At 67.2% G+C, this 17,028-nt stretch carries 18 protein-coding genes; 9 read left to right on the plus strand and 9 right to left on the minus strand.

What is annotated here, in order from left to right; all coding sequences use genetic code 11:
• Nucleotides 1-8 precede the first annotated feature (8 nt).
• The 4 genes from sigM to trxA all read left to right on the plus strand — a co-directional run bounded on the left by sigM (nucleotide 9) and on the right by trxA (nucleotide 3,116).
• On the plus strand, nucleotides 9-722 hold the full coding sequence (sigM, locus tag J7E96_RS18820; protein ID WP_215132798.1) for an RNA polymerase sigma factor SigM: 714 nt from the start codon (nucleotides 9-11) through the stop codon (nucleotides 720-722).
• A complete protein-coding gene (locus tag J7E96_RS18825; protein WP_215132799.1) occupies nucleotides 719-1,618 on the plus strand; it encodes a zf-HC2 domain-containing protein in 900 nt (299 codons plus the stop codon). The genes sigM and J7E96_RS18825 overlap by 4 nt, the downstream gene beginning before the upstream one ends.
• Nucleotides 1,619-1,740: 122 nt before the next feature.
• Complete coding sequence (gene trxB, locus J7E96_RS18830) at nucleotides 1,741-2,715, plus strand: thioredoxin-disulfide reductase (protein WP_215132800.1); 975 nt, start codon at nucleotides 1,741-1,743, stop codon at nucleotides 2,713-2,715.
• Nucleotides 2,716-2,768: 53 nt separating this feature from the next.
• Nucleotides 2,769-3,116, plus strand: a complete 348-nt coding sequence (trxA, locus tag J7E96_RS18835; RefSeq protein ID WP_215132801.1) for a thioredoxin — start codon at nucleotides 2,769-2,771, stop codon at nucleotides 3,114-3,116.
• Nucleotides 3,117-3,194: 78 nt separating this feature from the next.
• Here trxA and J7E96_RS18840 read toward each other — a convergent pair whose 3' ends face one another.
• From J7E96_RS18840 to rpmH, 9 genes are all read right to left on the minus strand, one after another.
• On the minus strand, nucleotides 3,195-3,812 hold the full coding sequence (locus J7E96_RS18840; RefSeq protein WP_215132802.1) for a GNAT family N-acetyltransferase: 618 nt from the start codon (nucleotides 3,810-3,812) through the stop codon (nucleotides 3,195-3,197).
• A 307-nt stretch (nucleotides 3,813-4,119) separates the two neighbouring features.
• Nucleotides 4,120-5,223 (minus strand): ParB/RepB/Spo0J family partition protein, encoded by a 1,104-nt coding sequence (locus J7E96_RS18845; RefSeq protein ID WP_215132803.1) that lies wholly within the window; start codon nucleotides 5,221-5,223, stop codon nucleotides 4,120-4,122.
• Nucleotides 5,220-6,296 (minus strand): ParA family protein, encoded by a 1,077-nt coding sequence (locus J7E96_RS18850; RefSeq protein WP_215132877.1) that lies wholly within the window; start codon nucleotides 6,294-6,296, stop codon nucleotides 5,220-5,222. The genes J7E96_RS18845 and J7E96_RS18850 overlap by 4 nt, the downstream gene beginning before the upstream one ends.
• Before the next feature lie 253 nt (nucleotides 6,297-6,549).
• Nucleotides 6,550-7,266, minus strand: coding sequence for a 16S rRNA (guanine(527)-N(7))-methyltransferase RsmG (gene rsmG, locus J7E96_RS18855; protein ID WP_215132804.1), 717 nt, complete (start codon nucleotides 7,264-7,266; stop codon nucleotides 6,550-6,552).
• 106 nt (nucleotides 7,267-7,372) lie between these two features.
• Nucleotides 7,373-7,885: a R3H domain-containing nucleic acid-binding protein gene (locus J7E96_RS18860; protein WP_215132805.1), complete on the minus strand. Its 513-nt coding sequence runs from the start codon at nucleotides 7,883-7,885 to the stop codon at nucleotides 7,373-7,375.
• A 16-nt stretch (nucleotides 7,886-7,901) separates the two neighbouring features.
• Nucleotides 7,902-9,137: a membrane protein insertase YidC gene (gene yidC / locus J7E96_RS18865; RefSeq protein WP_215132806.1), complete on the minus strand. Its 1,236-nt coding sequence runs from the start codon at nucleotides 9,135-9,137 to the stop codon at nucleotides 7,902-7,904.
• 3 nt (nucleotides 9,138-9,140) lie between these two features.
• Entirely contained in the window at nucleotides 9,141-9,482 is a 342-nt protein-coding gene (yidD, locus tag J7E96_RS18870) for a membrane protein insertion efficiency factor YidD (protein ID WP_214967162.1), read from the minus strand.
• Entirely contained in the window at nucleotides 9,479-9,850 is a 372-nt protein-coding gene (rnpA, locus tag J7E96_RS18875; RefSeq protein ID WP_214967164.1) for a ribonuclease P protein component, read from the minus strand. Before rnpA ends, yidD begins: the two co-directional genes overlap by 4 nt.
• Before the next feature lie 18 nt (nucleotides 9,851-9,868).
• Entirely contained in the window at nucleotides 9,869-10,006 is a 138-nt protein-coding gene (gene rpmH, locus J7E96_RS18880; RefSeq protein ID WP_078606731.1) for a 50S ribosomal protein L34, read from the minus strand.
• 366 nt (nucleotides 10,007-10,372) lie between these two features.
• On the opposite strand from rpmH, the gene dnaA reads away from it, so the two are divergent.
• The 5 genes from dnaA to J7E96_RS18905 all read left to right on the plus strand — a co-directional run bounded on the left by dnaA (nucleotide 10,373) and on the right by J7E96_RS18905 (nucleotide 16,768).
• Nucleotides 10,373-12,109: a chromosomal replication initiator protein DnaA gene (gene dnaA, locus J7E96_RS18885; RefSeq protein WP_215132807.1), complete on the plus strand. Its 1,737-nt coding sequence runs from the start codon at nucleotides 10,373-10,375 to the stop codon at nucleotides 12,107-12,109.
• Nucleotides 12,110-12,948: 839 nt separating this feature from the next.
• A complete protein-coding gene (gene dnaN, locus J7E96_RS18890) occupies nucleotides 12,949-14,079 on the plus strand; it encodes a DNA polymerase III subunit beta (protein ID WP_215132808.1) in 1,131 nt (376 codons plus the stop codon).
• An 82-nt stretch (nucleotides 14,080-14,161) separates the two neighbouring features.
• Entirely contained in the window at nucleotides 14,162-15,040 is an 879-nt protein-coding gene (gene gnd, locus J7E96_RS18895) for a phosphogluconate dehydrogenase (NAD(+)-dependent, decarboxylating) (protein WP_215132809.1), read from the plus strand.
• A 34-nt stretch (nucleotides 15,041-15,074) separates the two neighbouring features.
• The gene (gene recF, locus J7E96_RS18900; protein ID WP_215132810.1) at nucleotides 15,075-16,205 is read left to right on the plus strand and encodes a DNA replication/repair protein RecF; all 1,131 of its coding nucleotides are present in this window, start codon (nucleotides 15,075-15,077) and stop codon (nucleotides 16,203-16,205) included.
• A complete protein-coding gene (locus J7E96_RS18905; protein ID WP_215132811.1) occupies nucleotides 16,202-16,768 on the plus strand; it encodes a DUF721 domain-containing protein in 567 nt (188 codons plus the stop codon). The genes recF and J7E96_RS18905 overlap by 4 nt, the downstream gene beginning before the upstream one ends.
• Nucleotides 16,769-17,028: the final 260 nt, after the last annotated feature.

The following is a 17,028-nucleotide window of genomic DNA, read 5'->3' on the forward strand; positions in this document are numbered from 1 at the left end:
GCTCACCGTTGGACGACGCCGCGCTCAGCGCCACAAGCGACCAGGACCTCCTGGCCGGCCACGTCAAAGGCGACCCCGACGCCTTCGGTGAGCTCGTACGGCGCCACCGCGACCGGCTGTGGGCCGTGGCCCTGCGCACGCTGGGAGACCGCGAGGAGGCCGCTGACGCGGTCCAGGACGCCCTGGTGTCCGCCTACCGTGCCGCCCACACCTTCCGCGGCCAGTCCGCCGTCACGACCTGGCTGCACCGCATCACCGTCAACGCCTGCCTCGACCGCGCCCGCAAAGCGGCTTCCCGCAAGACCGCCCCGGTCGACGACGCGGAGCGCCTGGACCAGCTCCTGGAGCCCCACGAGTCCGCCGAGGCCCCTGCGGAGCGCCAGGACCTCCACAGAGAGCTCATCGCCGCCCTGGCCACCCTGCCGCCCGAGCAGCGGGCCGCGCTCGTGCTCGTGGACATGCAGGGCTATCCGGTGGCGGAGGCCGCCCGTGTCCTGGACGTGCCGACCGGGACGGTGAAGAGCCGCTGCGCGCGCGGCCGCGCACGGCTGCTGCCACTCCTCACCCATCTGCGCACCGATGCGGGGGACGGCGGGGATAACACGGCCCTTGGTGGGGGAAGGAACCGGACGCCCGGGGCATCCGTCCCACCGGCATCGGGACCAAAGGACGCAGGACCGAGTGATCCTGCTGCTGTGAAGGGCGGAGGTGGGCGCGCATGACATCGACGACCGGCAGGGCCGACACAGCACAGCACCCGGACGTCTCGGAGATCTCCGATCTCGCCGAAGGCATCCTCTCCCCCTCCCGCACGGCGGACGTACGCCGACACCTGGACGGGTGCGCACTGTGCGCCGATGTACAGGCCTCCCTGGACGAGATCCGCGGCCTGCTCGGCACCCTGCCCGGCCCGCACCGGATGCCCGCCGATGTCGCGGGCCGCATCGACGCGGCCCTGGCCGCGGAAGCCCTCCTCGATTCCACGGCGCCCGAAGGAAGCGCGCATGTTTCACGTGAAACAGCGCCCGCGCCGCACGCCGCCGAATCCGCCCCTGCGGACCGCCCCGCAGGCCGCCCCCACGCGACCACCGGACCCGGCCGGGACGGCAAGGCAAAGCGCCGCCGGCGCACCGCCGTCCTCGGGGCCGTGCTCGGGACCGCCGCGCTCGGCATGGGCGCGCTCCTCCTGCAGACGCTCCAGTCACCCGACGGCACGGACTCCTCCGCCGACAGGGGCGTTTCCGCCACAAAGCAAACGGGGCCCACGTTCTCCAAGACGGCCCTCGAAGACCGGGTTCAGGGCCTGATCGCCAAGCAGCCGATGACCCAGGGCGAGAAGACCGAGAACGGCCCCTCCATGGACATCGAGTCCCACACACCCCTGCGGGAAACGGATGTCCCGGTACCCCAGTGCGTCCAGGACGGCACCGGCCGCAACACCGTGCCGATCGCCGCACAGGAGGGGACGTACAACGGCAAGAAGGCCTTCCTCCTCGTCCTCCCACACGCCACCGACGTCACCCGGGTACAGGCCTACATCGTCGACGCCGCGTGTGAGGGGGCGGCTCCGCCCGCCAAGGGTGAGATTCTGCTGACACAGGCCTATCCCCGCCGTTGACATCACGCCGGAATGGGGTCGGACACCTCGGGAATGCAAGCCCCGTAGGATCCGTTGGGTGGGTGAGAGTCCCAGACAGGCCCCAGTAGGCAGCAGGCTCCGCAGAGACGAGGAAATAACCCGTGAGCGACGTCCGAAACGTGATCATCATCGGCTCCGGGCCCGCCGGCTACACCGCCGCGCTGTACACCGCGCGTGCGTCGTTGAAGCCGCTGGTGTTCGAGGGCGCGGTGACCGCAGGCGGTGCTCTGATGAACACCACCGACGTGGAGAACTTCCCCGGGTTCCGCGACGGCATCATGGGCCCCGACCTGATGGACAACATGCGCGCCCAGGCCGAGCGCTTCGGCGCCGAGCTCGTACCGGACGACATCGTGTCCGTCGACCTCACCGGCGACATCAAGACCGTCACCGACACCGCAGGCACGGTCCACCGCGCCAAGGCGGTCATCGTCTCGACGGGCTCCCAGCACCGCAAGCTCGGCCTCCCCAAGGAGGACGCCCTCTCCGGACGCGGCGTCTCCTGGTGCGCCACCTGCGACGGGTTCTTCTTCAAGGACCAGGAGATCGCCGTGGTCGGCGGCGGCGACACCGCGATGGAGGAGGCAACCTTCCTCTCCCGCTTCGCCAAGTCCGTGACCGTCATCCACCGCCGGGACACCCTGCGCGCCTCCAAGGCGATGCAGGACCGTGCGTTCGCCGACCCGAAGATCAAGTTCGCCTGGGACAGCTCGGTCGCCGAACTCCAGGGCGACCAGAAGCTCGCCGGCGTGACGCTGCGGGACACCAAGACCGGGGAAATCACTCCGCTGGCCGTCACCGGACTGTTCATCGCCGTGGGCCACGACCCGCGCACCGAGCTGTTCAAGGGTCAGCTGGAGCTGGACGACGAGGGCTACGTGAAGGTTGACGCACCGTCGACCCGTACGAATCTCACCGGTGTTTTCGCCGCCGGTGACGTCGTCGACCACACCTACCGGCAGGCCATCACGGCGGCCGGCACCGGCTGCTCGGCCGCACTCGACGCCGAGCGCTTCCTGGCCGCTCTCGCCGACACCGACAAGGTGTCCGAGCCCGAGAAGACCGCCGCCGCCTGATCGTCCCGCCCCACCCCACACCCCACCCCGAAGTTGAAGTTAAGGAGACTGCCGTGGCCGGCGACCTGAAGAACGTGACCGACGCGTCCTTTGAGGAGGACGTCCTCAAGAGCGACAAGCCCGTACTGGTGGACTTCTGGGCCGCCTGGTGCGGTCCGTGCCGTCAGATCGCCCCGTCGCTCGTGGCGATCGCTGCCGAGCACGGCGACCAGATCGAGATCGTCAAGCTCAACATCGACGAGAACCCGGCCACCGCAGCCAAGTACGGCGTCATGTCCATCCCGACGCTGAACGTCTACCAGCGCGGCGAGGTCGCCAAGACGATCGTCGGCGCCAAGCCGAAGGCCGCTCTCCTGCGTGACCTCGAGGAGTTCATCGGCGAAGAGGCCACCAAGGCCTGACCGCCGGCTCAGTTGTTTCACGTGAAACACGTGTGGGCTCATCCCTGACGGGGATGAGCCCACACGTGTTTGCAGCCCTCACAGCGGACGCAGCACCGGCTCTTTCTGAACCGCCCCCAGCAGCCTGTCGATAGCCAGCTCGACGTCTTCCTTCCAGGAAAGCGTCGTCCGAAGCTCCAGCCTCAGCCGAGGGTGCAGCGGGTGCGGCCGTACGGTCTTGAAACCGACCGACAGCAGATGCTCCGCGGGCAGCAGACAAGCGGGCTCCGTCCAGCGGGCGTTGCCGAAAGCCTCAATGGCCTTGAACCCGCGTCGCAGCAAATCCTTCGCAACGGTCTGCACCATGACCCGCCCCAGCCCCTGACCCTGATAACTGGGCATGATCCAGGCGGTCATCAACTGCACAGCGTCCGGAGACACCGGGCTCGTCGGGAAAGCCGTCGAGCGCGGCACATAGGCCGGCGGCGCGTACAGCACGAAGCCCACAGGAATCTCGTCGACGTAGACGACCCGCCCGCACGACCCCCACTCCAGCAGGACAGCCGAAATCCAGGCTTCCTTCTCCAGCTCCGGAGTGCCCGCCTTTACGGCTGCTTCTCCACTGACCGGATCAAGCTCCCAGAAGACGCAGGACCGACAGCGCTTGGGGAGGTCCGGAAGATTGTCCAGCGTGAGCGGTACGAGCTGACGCCCCATGAAGGATGTTCCTCACTTCCTTGGCCGGCCGCACCACGGGCGGCTGCCAGCGCGCCCCGTTCCCGGAGCAGACTGCCGACGAACCCGCCGACCGCTCCGACACTCAGCCCGGCTGTCACCAGTCGGCTGCGGCTCACCGATCGCATGACCCCCGCCCTCCTTCTCAAGTGAACCAAGGTGGATGCGCCATACCAGAACGCATCGTATCCACCCAGCGATCGAACGGACACCGTGAGAAAGCAAAGGGCGGGTCGTGTTCCAGATTGCTCCGGACACGGCCCGCCCTGCAACAGCCCTTGGCGACAACTCAGCTCTCGCCGCCCTCCGCGCCCTCTTCCATGAGCCCTTTCTCCAGGACCCGACCCTCGCCGGGAGCGAGCGTCCCGAGGATCCGCTCCAGATCCTCCATCGACGCGAACTCGACGACGATCTTTCCCTTCTTGTGCCCCAGGTCGACCTTCACCCGCGTCTCGAACCGGTCCGAGAGCCGCGAAGCGAGACCGGACAGCGCCGGCGACAGACGGCTACCCGCACGCGGCCCCTTCGCCTTCGGAGTGCTCTGCGGACGCGAGCCCATCAGAGTGACGATCTCCTCGACCGCACGCACCGACAGCCCCTCGGCCACGATCCGATGCGCCAGGCGATCCTGCTCCTCGGAGTCCTCCACCGCGAGCAGGGCCCGCGCATGCCCGGCGGACAGCACACCCGCCGCGACCCTGCGCTGCACCGACGGCGACAGCCTCAGCAGACGCAGGGTGTTGGAAACCTGAGGACGCGAGCGCCCGATCCGGTCCGCCAGCTGGTCGTGCGTGCAGTTGAAGTCCTTCAACAGCTGGTCGTACGCCGCCGCCTCTTCCAGCGGGTTCAGCTGCGCCCTGTGCAGGTTCTCCAGCAGCGCGTCGAGGAGAAGCTTCTCGTCCTCCGTGGCACGGACGATCGCGGGAATCCTCTCCAGACCCGCTTCCCGGCAGGCCCGCCACCGGCGCTCGCCCATGATGAGCTCATAGCGCTCGGGCCCCAGCTGCCGTACGACGACGGGCTGAAGAAGCCCCACCTCCTTGATGGAGGTGACCAGCTCCGCCAGCGCGTCCTCATCAAACACCTCACGCGGCTGGCGCGAGTTCGGCTTGATGGAATCCAGCGGAAGCTCGGCGAAGTAAACCCCGGCCACCTCATCGGGTCCCACCGGCTCCGGCTGCGGCGGCTGCCCCGGAGCGTGCGTTTCACGTGAAACGGCGCCCGCGGGAAGCGACGTGACCTTCGCGGCCGCCACCCCCCGGTCCGCGGTCAGCACCGGCACGGCCCCGGGGGACGTCGAGGCCGCCCCTACGGGCGAACTCGGCTTCTCCTGCGAAGCGGCAGGGATCAGCGCACCGAGCCCACGCCCCAACCCTCTACGTCGCTCACTCACTGGATCCCCTCCGACATGCTCTGCTGACTGTTCTGGCTGCCCGGGTGGGCATGCTGCGGGTCATAGTGCACCCCGACCCCCCGCAGCGCGATCTCGCGGGCCGCTTCCAGGTACGAAAGCGATCCACTGGATCCCGGGTCATAGGTGAGTACGGTCTGGCCGTAGCTCGGTGCTTCGGAGATACGCACGGACCGCGGGATGCTCGTCCTGAGCACCTCCTTGGCGAAGTGCGTACGCACTTCATCGGCCACCTGAGAAGCGAGCCGAGTCCTTCCGTCATACATGGTCAGCAGGATCGTCGACACATGCAGGTCCGGGTTGAGATGCCCCCGCACGAGATCGACGTTCCGAAGAAGCTGACCCAGCCCTTCGAGCGCGTAGTACTCGCACTGAATGGGGATCAGCACCTCGGCGCCGGCGACCATCGCATTGACGGTCAGCAGGCCCAGGGAGGGCGGGCAGTCGATGAGGATGTAATCCAGCGGCTGCTCGTACGCCTGGATCGCCCGCTGCAAGCGACTCTCCCGCGCCACCAGCGACACCAGCTCGATCTCCGCACCGGCGAGATCGATGGTGGCCGGTGCGCAGAAGAGACCTTCGACGTCAGGGACGGGCTGGACCACCTCGGAAAGCGGTCTGCTGTCCACGAGGACGTCATAGATCGAGGGAACTTCGGCGTGGTGGTCGATGCCCAGCGCCGTAGAAGCGTTGCCCTGCGGGTCGAGGTCGACGACCAGGACGCGCGCACCGTGCAAGGCGAGCGAAGCAGCGAGGTTGACCGTCGATGTGGTCTTCCCGACGCCGCCCTTCTGGTTGGCGACCACCATGATGCGGGTCTGCTCGGGCCGGGGCAGGCCCTCGCCCGCACGGCCAAGAGCCTCTACCGCCAGCTGGGCAGCACGACCAATAGGGGTGTCGTCCATCGGGGGCGGTGTTTCACGTGAAACATCCTCCCCCGCCGATTCGGTTCGGGGGCCGGGGACCGGGTCGGTCATCGGCCCCGCGATATTGGCGTCGGACCGCACGGATTCACTCTCCTCGACTTCAGGCTCGCAATGCACAGAGCCTGCCATGCTTTCGGGGTCATGAACCAGCGAGGCCCGTTCTTCTGTGGAGGAATCCACCTGTGTGGACAACTCCGTACCCCTCACGGGCCTGCGGTCGCGCGGCTCGGCAGCCGCACGACCGCGACTGATGATTCCATGCAGCAAAGAGCGACGTTTCACGTGAAACACGATGCACCGGCGGCGCACCTACACCCTCACGACACTCCCAAATGCATACGTATGGAAGCTTGTATGGAGCATCGTTGATAGACAGGACAGATCATCGCCGCCGACGCGTACGCGACGGCCGGGCCGCCTTGGCCCGCTTGGCCGCGAACCGCACGCCGCCAGGACTCTCCCCGACCTCCACACGCACCACCGTGGACATCGGATCCACCAAGCCCTCGCCGACCTGAAGCACCTCCGTCTTCACCACGCCCAGCTTGCTCAGCGCGGAACGAGTGCTCTTCAGTTCCTCCTCGGCGGTGTCACCCTTGAGCGCCAGCATCTCGCCGTACGGACGCAGCAACGGAACCCCCCAGCCGGCCAGCCGGTCCAGCGGCGCCACAGCGCGCGCAGTCACCACATGAACCGGCGGCAGCTTCCCGAGGACTTCCTCCGCCCGGCCGCGCACCACCGTCACATGCTCCAGACCCAGCAGCTCGACGACCTCCTGAAGGAAGTTCGTACGCCGCAGCAGCGGCTCCAACAGCGTGATCTTCAGGTCCGGACGCACCAGCGCCAGCGGAATGCCCGGAAGCCCGGCCCCCGAACCCACATCGCAGACCGTGACACCTTCGGGAACCACCTCGGAGAGCACCGCACAGTTCAGCAAATGCCGCTCCCACAACCGCGGCACCTCACGAGGACCGATCAGGCCCCGCTTCACACCGGCGTCCGCGAGCAGCTCCGCGTACCGGACAGCCGCTGGAAAGAACTCGCCGAATACCGCCCGTGCCTCTTCAGGCGCCTGGGGAAGCTCTGCTTCCTCCGTCACGGGGACCGTCCTTCCGTACCGCGCTACCGAACTGATGGCTGACTAACAGGCTGACAAAGATCGGCCCCGCCTGCGAACAGACGGGGCCGACAGAAAAACAGGCCGATCAGGCCGGAAGAACGACGACGAAGCGCTCCGGCTCTTCGCCCTCGGACTCACTGCGCAGACCCGCCGCCGCGATCGCGTCATGCACGACCTTGCGCTCGAACGGCGTCATCGGCTCCAGATTCACCGGCTCACCGGTGCTCTTCACCTCGTCCGCGGCCTTGGCCCCGAGCACGGAGAGCTCCTCACGCCGCTTGGCCCGGAAACCCGCGATATCCAGCATCAGCCGGCTCCGGTCCCCGGTCTCACGGTGCACAGCGAGACGCGTCAGCTCCTGAAGCGCCTCCAGCACCTCACCGTCCCGGCCCACGAGCTTCTGCAGATCACGGCTGCCCGCGTCGCTGATGATCGAGACCGCGGCCCGGTCGGCCTCGACATCCATGTCGATGTCGCCGTCGAGGTCGGTGATGTCGAGCAGGCCCTCAAGGTAATCGGCCGCGATTTCCCCTTCCTGCTCGAGGCGGGTCAGGGTGTCGCCACCCTCAGCGGCCGCGGAGGTGGTGCCTTCCGTCACGGGATGGACTCCTTTATTACTTCTTGGACGGGTGCTTGGGCCGCTGCTGGCCCTTGCGCTGCCCGGACTTGGCTTGGCGTGCGGAACCGGAAGCAGGCTTGCCGGCCGTCTTGGGCTTGTCGTCCTGCGGCTCTTCCTTGTGCAGCGACGTCTTCGCCGCAGGTTCGGCGGCGGCCTGACGCTGCGCCTTCGTCAGACGCTTGGGCTGCTGCCGCTTCGCGCCGGACTCGGACGTCGTACCGTCCTCGGCCGCGACCTCGGGCTCACCCTTCGCCACAGTGCCATCAGGCTGCACGGTCAGCCGGGCCAGACCAAGGCCCCTGACGAACTTGCGCTCGGCCTCGTTGCGCTCACGGCCCTTGTCGGCGATCTGCTTGACGACGTTGCGCTGGCGCCGGCCGCGCACCTTGCCGTGCTTGACGATCGACTTCTGCATCCGCTCCAGCAGCTCAGCCTGCGCCTTGCTGCCCGGAGTCGGGTTCCCGTGGATCACGTACATCTGCTGACCCATGGTCCACACGTTGGTGGTCAGCCAGTAGACGAGGACACCGACGGGGAAGTTGATGCCCATGACGGCGAACATGACCGGGAAGATGTACATCAGCATCTTCTGCTGCTGCATGAACGGCGTCTTGACCGTCAGGTCGACGTTCTTCGTCATCAGCTGGCGCTGCGTGTAGAACTGCGACGCCGACATCAGGACGATCATGATCGCAGTGATGACGCGGACATCGAGCAGAGAGGCGTCGAACTTCACCATGTCCGCCGCGCTGTCCGTGAACTTCGCGGCCAGCGGAGCGCCGAAGATGTGCGCCTCACGCGCACTCGCCAGCAGCGAGTCATTGATAACGCCGACGGTCTTGCCCGAGGCGATGCTGGAGAGCACGTGGTACAGGGCAAAGAAGAACGGCGACTGCGCCAGGATGGGAAGGCACGAGGACAGCGGGTTGGTACCCGTCTCCTTGTACAGCTTCATCATCTCTTCGGACTGACGCTGCTTGTCGTTCTTGTAGCGCTCCTGGATCTTCTTCATCTCAGGCTGGAGCGCCTGCATGCCACGCGTCGACTTGATCTGCTTGACGAACAGCGGGATCAGACAGATCCGGATCAGTACCACCAGGGACACGATGGACAGACCCCATGCCCAGCCGGTGTCAGGCCCGAAGACCGCCCCGTACATCGTGTGGAACTGGACGATGACCCAGGAAACTGGGGTGGTGATAAAGCTGAACAGACTGGCAATCGTGTCCACTAATCAGGCTCCTTGAGCATTGGGCGAGGGCTCTGCGGCCGGGTTGATCTCAGCGGCGGAGTGCTGCCCGCCCTTGCTGCCGCGGTTGCCGCTCCACGCATTACGCAGCGCTTCGTGCCAACGCGGACGAGTGCGCGGCGGAACATGATCCACACCACCCGGCGACCACGGATTGCACCGCAGAATGCGCCAGGCGGTCAGGGCCGTGCCCTTCACCGCACCGTGCCGGTCGATGGCCGTAAACCCGTAGTGGGAACACGACGGGTAGTACCGGCAGACAGGCCCCAGCAACGGGCTGATCGTCCACTGGTACAGCTTGATCAGAGCCAGCAACGGGTACTTCATCGCGCGCCCCCTCCCAGCAGCCGCTCAAGTGCGGCATCCAGGTCTCGGGCCAGCTGTGCATGGTCGGCATCGCCTGCTCCGGGCAATGCCCGTACGACAACCAGGCTACCGGGGGGCAGCTCCGACAGACGGTCCCGGACCAGGTGGCGAAGCCTGCGCTTCACCACATTCCGTACGACGGCATTGCCAACGGCTTTGCTGACGACGAAACCCGCACGCGGCTGGGGAACGCTCTCCCCAGGCGCGTGCGGGTCCGTTGAACCACTGCGTAGGTGGACGACGAGGAGCGGGCGTCCGGCCCGGCGTCCTCGGCGTACCGCGGTCGCGAAGTCCTCGCGCCGCCTCAGCCGATTCTCGGTAGGCAGCACGTCATGACCTGTAGGTGATCAGGCGGAAAGGCGCGTGCGGCCCTTGCCACGGCGAGTCGCCAGGATGGCGCGACCGGCACGCGTCCGCATGCGGAGACGGAAACCGTGGGTCTTGGCACGACGACGGTTGTTCGGCTGGAAGGTGCGCTTGCTCACTCGGGGGCTCCAGAAGTGGTGTGGTGGCGGGGCATCGCCTGGCTGTCACCGTGCGCCCACGAGGAAGCTCGCAACGCCCGTGTGCACCGCTTCACGATCACAGACCGTGATCATTGCCCATCGGAGGCAGGCGGCAGCAGCCATCGACAACTCGACCTGGTCACGGTACGCGCGGCTACGCCATCCGGTCAAACCGACCCGTCTCCAGGGTCCACTATGCACAGGCTGTGGACAACAACTTGATGCACGCGAGGGCCCGCGACTACCGTGCATGAACTTGGATTCTTATCCGTTGTGTCCTTGCCTGTCCGTCCCATCCCGTCCCAAGAACCACACATTCGTGGGACCTGTGAGAGAGCGTGCCCTGTGGCTGATGTACCTGCCGATCTTGCCGCAGTGTGGCCACGAGTGCTGGAGCATCTCCTCGGAGAGGGCCAGCAGGGCATCGAACCCAAGGACAAGCAGTGGATCGAGCGCTGCCAGCCGCTCGCGCTGGTCGCCGACACCGCGCTGCTTGCCGTCCCCAATGAATGGGGCAAGCGCGTCCTCGAAGGCCGGCTCGCGCCGCTCATCAGCGAGACGCTGAGCCGCGAGTGCGGCCGCCCCATCCGGATCGCGATCACCGTCGACGACTCCGCCGCGGAGCCCGCCCCGCAGCAGCAGCCCCAGCACGATGCGTACGACACCTACGGGCACCGGCCGCCGACCGACGACCTGCCGACCGCCAGGCCCGCGTACCCCGACTACCGCCAGCCCCGGCACGAGCAGGGCGCCTGGCCCCGCCCGCAGGAGGACCACGGCTGGCAGCAGCCCCGGCTCGGCGGATTCCAGGAACGCGACCCGTACGCCTCCCGACCCCCGCAGCACGACTACCGGCAGCAGTCGCCCGAGCACCAGCAGTACGAGCAGCCGCACTACGACCAGCCGCCGCGTCACGAACGCCCCGAGCGCCGAGACCACCAGGACCAGTCCGGCCCGCACCGCGGCGGCCCCGGCTCCTCGATGCAGCACACCGGCGGCGCCCCCGGCCCGCTGGCCGCCCAGGCCTCGACACCGGGTCCCGGCGAGCCGCACGCGCGCCTGAACCCGAAGTACCTCTTCGACACCTTCGTCATCGGCTCGTCCAACCGCTTCGCGCACGCGGCGGCCGTCGCCGTGGCCGAAGCGCCGGCGAAGGCGTACAACCCCCTCTTCATCTACGGGGAGTCAGGCCTCGGCAAGACGCACCTGCTGCACGCGATCGGCCACTACGCGCGGAGCCTCTACCCCGGCACGCGCGTGCGCTACGTGAGCTCTGAGGAGTTCACCAACGAGTTCATCAACTCCATCCGCGACGGCAAGGGCGACGCGTTCCGCAAGCGCTACCGCGACGTGGACATCCTGCTCGTCGACGACATCCAGTTCCTGGCGAGCAAGGAGTCGACGCAGGAGGAGTTCTTCCACACCTTCAATACGCTCCACAACGCCAACAAGCAGATCGTGCTGTCCTCGGACCGGCCGCCCAAGCAGCTGGTGACCCTGGAGGACCGGCTGCGCAACCGTTTCGAGTGGGGCCTGACCACCGACGTACAGCCGCCGGAGCTGGAGACGCGCATCGCGATCCTCCGCAAGAAGGCGGTGCAGGAGCAGCTGAACGCCCCGCCGGAGGTGCTGGAGTTCATCGCCTCCCGCATCTCGCGCAACATCCGCGAGCTGGAGGGTGCGCTGATCCGGGTGACGGCCTTCGCGTCGCTCAACCGGCAGCCGGTCGATCTCGGCCTCACCGAGATCGTGCTCAAGGATCTGATCCCCGGTGGCGAGGACGCGTCTCCCGAGATCACCGCCGGCGCCATCATGGCGGCGACCGCCGACTACTTCGGGCTGACGGTGGAGGACCTCTGCGGGTCGTCCCGCAGTCGCGTGCTGGTGACCGCCCGGCAGATCGCGATGTACCTGTGCCGCGAGCTCACGGACCTCTCGCTGCCCAAGATCGGCGCGCAGTTCGGCGGCCGCGACCATACGACGGTGATGCACGCCGACCGCAAGATCCGCGCGCTGATGGCGGAACGCCGGTCCATCTACAACCAGGTCACGGAGCTCACCAACCGCATCAAGAACGGCTGACGCGGCGCTGCGAGACCCTTCGAAGGGCGCCCAGGGAGCTCGTCCCTGGGCGTCCTTCGTCGTTCCGCGGTCGTTCCGCACCTTCAGGGTGTTCGAATACCTGCCCTCAGGGCTCTCTTCTCCACAGAACAGGGCAGGATGTTCCGTCCACACCCTGGGGACTCAAAAGTTGTCCAGACTGGGTCCACAGGCACGGTTCCTGAGACTCCATCACCCCAGGTCAGGTGGTTGGGGATTTGTGGTCAACCTTCATCCACAGGCTGTGGACAGAAAAACTGTCCACAGGGCGCGATCTTGGTTGTCCACCGGCGGCCCACAGGCTGGACCAGCTTGTGCACAGCTAATCCACACCTCTGTCCACTGTTCGGCAACGAAACACGCGCTCTCACCGGGGCGAGTGAAAGCGGTCACACCAAGGAGGTCGGTTGGGCTGTGGGGAACGTGGGTAAAGCTGGGGACAGCGCTGGGGAGAAGTCACCCCTGCCTGTGCACCGAGTGTGTGTAACTTTCGCGCGTCCACAGAAACACCGAGTTGTCCACCGGCTCCGCCCACAGGCGCGGTGGACAAAAAAGTGGGGTTGACCTGCGAAAACGGGGTTATCCACCGTTTCCACAGGCCCTACTACTACTCCCACTAAGAGTTAGCTCGGAATTCGCTTGGAAGAAGGGCCTGTGCACAACTTCGGCCCGGACCCCTCGGCGCCTCTCGCCACGACTTGACCCCGAGCCGCACCGACTGTCGGTGCCGTGCGTCAGACTGGTCCCCGGCAACACAGCCAGACGACCCCAGACCACGACGGCCAGCAGGGCGAGCCAGCAACAAGCAGGAGGCGGTTCCGGTGAAGATCCGGGTTGAGCGCGATGTACTCGCGGAGGCGGTGGCCTGGACGGCTCGCAGCCTTCCGGCCCGTCCGCCGGTCCCCGTCCTCGCGGGACTTCTTCTGAAGGCCGAGGAGGGGGCTCTGAGCCTCTCCGGCTTCGACTATGAGGTCTCGGCGCGGGTCTCGGTCGAGGCGGACGTGGAGGAGGACGGCACCGTTCTCGTCTCCGGCCGGCTCCTCGCCGACATCTGCCGCGCCCTGCCGAACCGTCCGGTGGAGATCTCCACAGACGGTGTACGGGCGACCGTGGTCTGCGGCTCCTCGCGGTTCACACTCCACACGCTGCCTGTGGAGGAGTACCCGGCGCTGCCGCAGATGCCGACCGCGACCGGCACCGTTCCCGGCGAGGTCTTCGCTTCCGCCGCTGCCCAGGTGGCTATCGCCGCCGGCCGCGACGACACGCTGCCCGTGCTCACCGGCGTACGCATCGAGATCGAGGGCGACCGGGTCACGCTGGCCTCCACCGACCGTTACCGCTTCGCGGTCCGCGAGTTCATGTGGAAGCCGGAGGACCCGGAGGCGTCGGCCGTCGCGCTGGTGCCCGCGAAGACGCTGCTGGACACCGCCAAGTCGCTGACCAACGGCGACACGGTGACCATCGCGCTCTCCAGCTCCGGTGCCGGTGAGGGCCTGATCGGTTTCGAGGGTGCGGGCCGGCGTACGACCACGCGACTGCTCGAGGGCGACCTGCCGAAGTACCGGACGCTGTTCCCGACCGAGTTCAACTCGATCGCCGTGATCGAGACCGCCCCGTTCGTCGAGGCCGTCAAGCGTGTGGCGCTGGTCGCCGAGCGGAACACCCCGGTGCGGCTGAGCTTCGAGCAGGGCGTGCTGATCCTCGAAGCGGGTTCGAGCGACGACGCACAGGCTGTGGAGCGGGTCGACGCGAACCTCGACGGCGACGACATCTCGATCGCCTTCAACCCGACGTTCCTGCTCGACGGCCTGAGTGCGATCGACTCGCCGGTCGCCCAGCTGTCCTTCACGACGTCCACGAAGCCGGCGCTGCTCAGCGGCAGGCCGGCGGTGGATGCCGAGGCGAACGAGGCGTACAAGTACCTGATCATGCCGGTGCGGCTCTCGGGCTGATGGCTCGGGCTGATGGTCCTGTGGGCCGGGCGTAGGCTCGGCCCTGGGTACGAATCTCGCCTCAACGCTTAAGGAATCTCTGATGGAGCTCGGTCTCGTCGGCCTCGGCAAGATGGGCGGCAACATGCGTGAGCGCATCCGCCGCGCAGGCCACACCGTCATCGGTTACGACCGCAACCCGGACGTCGCCGATGTCCACAGCCTTGAGGAGCTTGTGGCCAAGCTCAAGGGCCCGCGGGTGGTGTGGGTGATGGTCCCGGCTGGTGCCGCGACGCAGTCCACCGTGGATGAGCTGGCCGAGCTGCTGGAGCCGGGTGACGTGGTCGTGGACGGCGGGAACTCCCGCTGGACGGACGACGAGAAGCACGCGGTGGAGCTGGGCCTCAAGGGCATCGGTTTCGTCGACTGCGGTGTCTCGGGTGGTGTGTGGGGCCTGGAGAACGGCTACGCGCTGATGTACGGCGGCGACGCCGAGAACGTGGCGAAGGTTCAGCCGATCTTCGACGCGCTGAAGCCGGAGGGTGAGTTCGGTTCGGTGCACGCGGGCAAGGTGGGCGCCGGCCACTTCGCGAAGATGGTTCACAACGGCATCGAGTACGCCATGATGCAGGCGTACGCCGAGGGCTGGGAGCTGCTGGAGAAGGTCGACTCCGTCACCGATGTGCGTGAGGTCTTCCGGTCCTGGCAGGAGGGGACGGTCATCCGTTCCTGGCTGCTGGACCTGGCGGTCAACGCGCTGGACGACGACGAGCACCTGGAGGGCCTGCGCGGGTACGCCGCGGACTCGGGTGAGGGTCGTTGGACCGTCGAGGCGGCGATCGACAACGCGGTGCCGCTGCCCGCGATCACGGCGTCGCTGTTCGCGCGGTTCGCTTCGCGTCAGGACGATTCCCCGCAGATGAAGATGATCGCCGCTCTGCGCAACCAGTTCGGTGGTCACGCGGTCGAGTCGAAGAAGTAAGCAGTTCAGAGCTGGGAGAAGGTCGGCGCACGCCATGCACGTCACGCATCTGTCGCTGGCCGACTTCCGCTCGTACGCCCGGGTCGAGGTCCCTCTCGATCCGGGCGTTTCCGTTTTCGTGGGGGCGAACGGGCAGGGCAAGACGAATCTTGTCGAGGCGGTGGGTTATCTCGCGTCGCTCGGGAGTCACCGGGTGGCTTCGGATGCGCCGCTGGTGCGGATGGGTGCGGAGCGGGCGGTGATCCGGGCGGCTGTGACGCAGGGCGAGCGGCAGCAGCTGGTGGAGCTGGAGCTGAATCCGGGCCGGGCGAATCGGGCGCGTGTCAACAGGTCGTCGCAGGTCAGGCCGCGGGATGTGCTGGGGATCGTACGGACGGTGCTGTTCGCGCCGGAGGATTTGGCTCTGGTGAAGGGTGATCCGGGTGAGCGGCGGCGGTTTCTGGATGAGCTGATCACGGCGCGGTCGCCGCGGATGGCGGGTGTGCGGTCGGATTACGAGCGGGTGCTGAAGCAGCGGAACACGCTGTTGAAGTCGGCGGCGATGGCGCGTCGGCACGGTGGCCGGTCGATGGACATGTCGACGCTGGATGTGTGGGATCAGCATCTGGCGCAGGTGGGTGCGGAGCTGTTGGCGCAGCGGCTGGATCTGATCGCGACGTTGCAGCCGATGACGGACAAGGCGTATGAGCAGCTGGCGCCCGGTGGGGGGCCGGTGTTGTTGGAGTACCGGAGTTCGGTTGGTGAGGGTGTTGGGGTGGGGCAGTCGCGTGAGGAGTTGTACGGGCGGTTGATCGCGGCGTTGGCTGATGCGCGGAAGCAGGAGATCGAGCGGGGTGTGACGTTGGTCGGTCCGCATCGGGATGATCTTGTGTTGAAACTGGGGCAGCTGCCTGCCAAGGGTTATGCGAGTCATGGTGAGTCGTGGTCGTACGCGTTGTCGCTGCGGCTTGCTTCGTACGATCTGTTGCGTTCTGAGGGTAATGAGCCGGTGCTGGTGCTCGACGATGTTTTCGCGGAGCTGGATGCGCGGCGGCGGGAGCGGCTGGCGGAGTTGGTGGCGCCGGGTGAGCAGGTGTTGGTGACGGCTGCGGTGGATGACGATGTGCCGGGGGTGCTGGCGGGGGCGCGGTATGTGGTGTCCGGTGGCGAGGTGGCGCGGGTATGAGTGGGCTGGGTGAGGAGCTGCCGCAGGAGTTGCCGAAGGTGCCTGGGCAGGCGGCGGCGGTGGAGTCGTCCGGGGTGGATTTGGCGCGGGTGGCGTTGCGTGCGGCGAAGGAGCAGGCGCGGGCGCGTGGTGCTGCGGCGCAGCAGAAGAAGCAGGTCAGGCGTGGTGGTGGGCTGCGGTCGGGGTCGGGTGCGGATGGTCGTGATCCGTTGGCGTTGGGTGCTGCGCTGGATCGGTTGAAGACGGAGCGTGGCTGGGAGATGCCGATGGCGGTCGGGGGTGTGATGGGGCGGTGGCCGGAGATTGTGGGTGGGGATCTGGCGAATCACTGTGTGCCGCAGCGGTATGACGAGGATGAGCGGGTTCTCACGGTGCAGTGTGATTCGACGGCGTGGGCGACGCAGTTGCGGTTGATGCAGCGGGAGCTGTTGACGCGGCTGAATGCTGATCTTGGCCGGGACACGGTGCGGGTGATCAAGATTTGGGGGCCGGGTGGTCCGCCGCGTCGTTTTGGTGCTTTGCGGGCTCCGGGGAGTACGGGTCCGGGGGATACGTACGGCTGAGGTGTGGGTGTACGTGTGAGGTGTCCGTCACGGTAGTGGGTGGTTGACAGCCCGAAGCGCTGAATGCCCGTGTGAGCCTCTTGGAGCCCCTTCCCGGATATGGGGAGTCGGACAGCGCCGGTTCAGGACGGCACATGGGTACTCAGGTACCGGCAAACCCCCATGAGTGTCCGCGCTACCGGTAGACTGGTGCACAATCCCGCCCGCTTGCGGGACACGTCGACTTATACAGAACGACGCGGCCGGTCCCGTTTGTCGGG

Source organism: Streptomyces sp. ISL-96 (assembly GCF_018614035.1).
GTDB lineage: Bacteria > Actinomycetota > Actinomycetes > Streptomycetales > Streptomycetaceae > Streptomyces.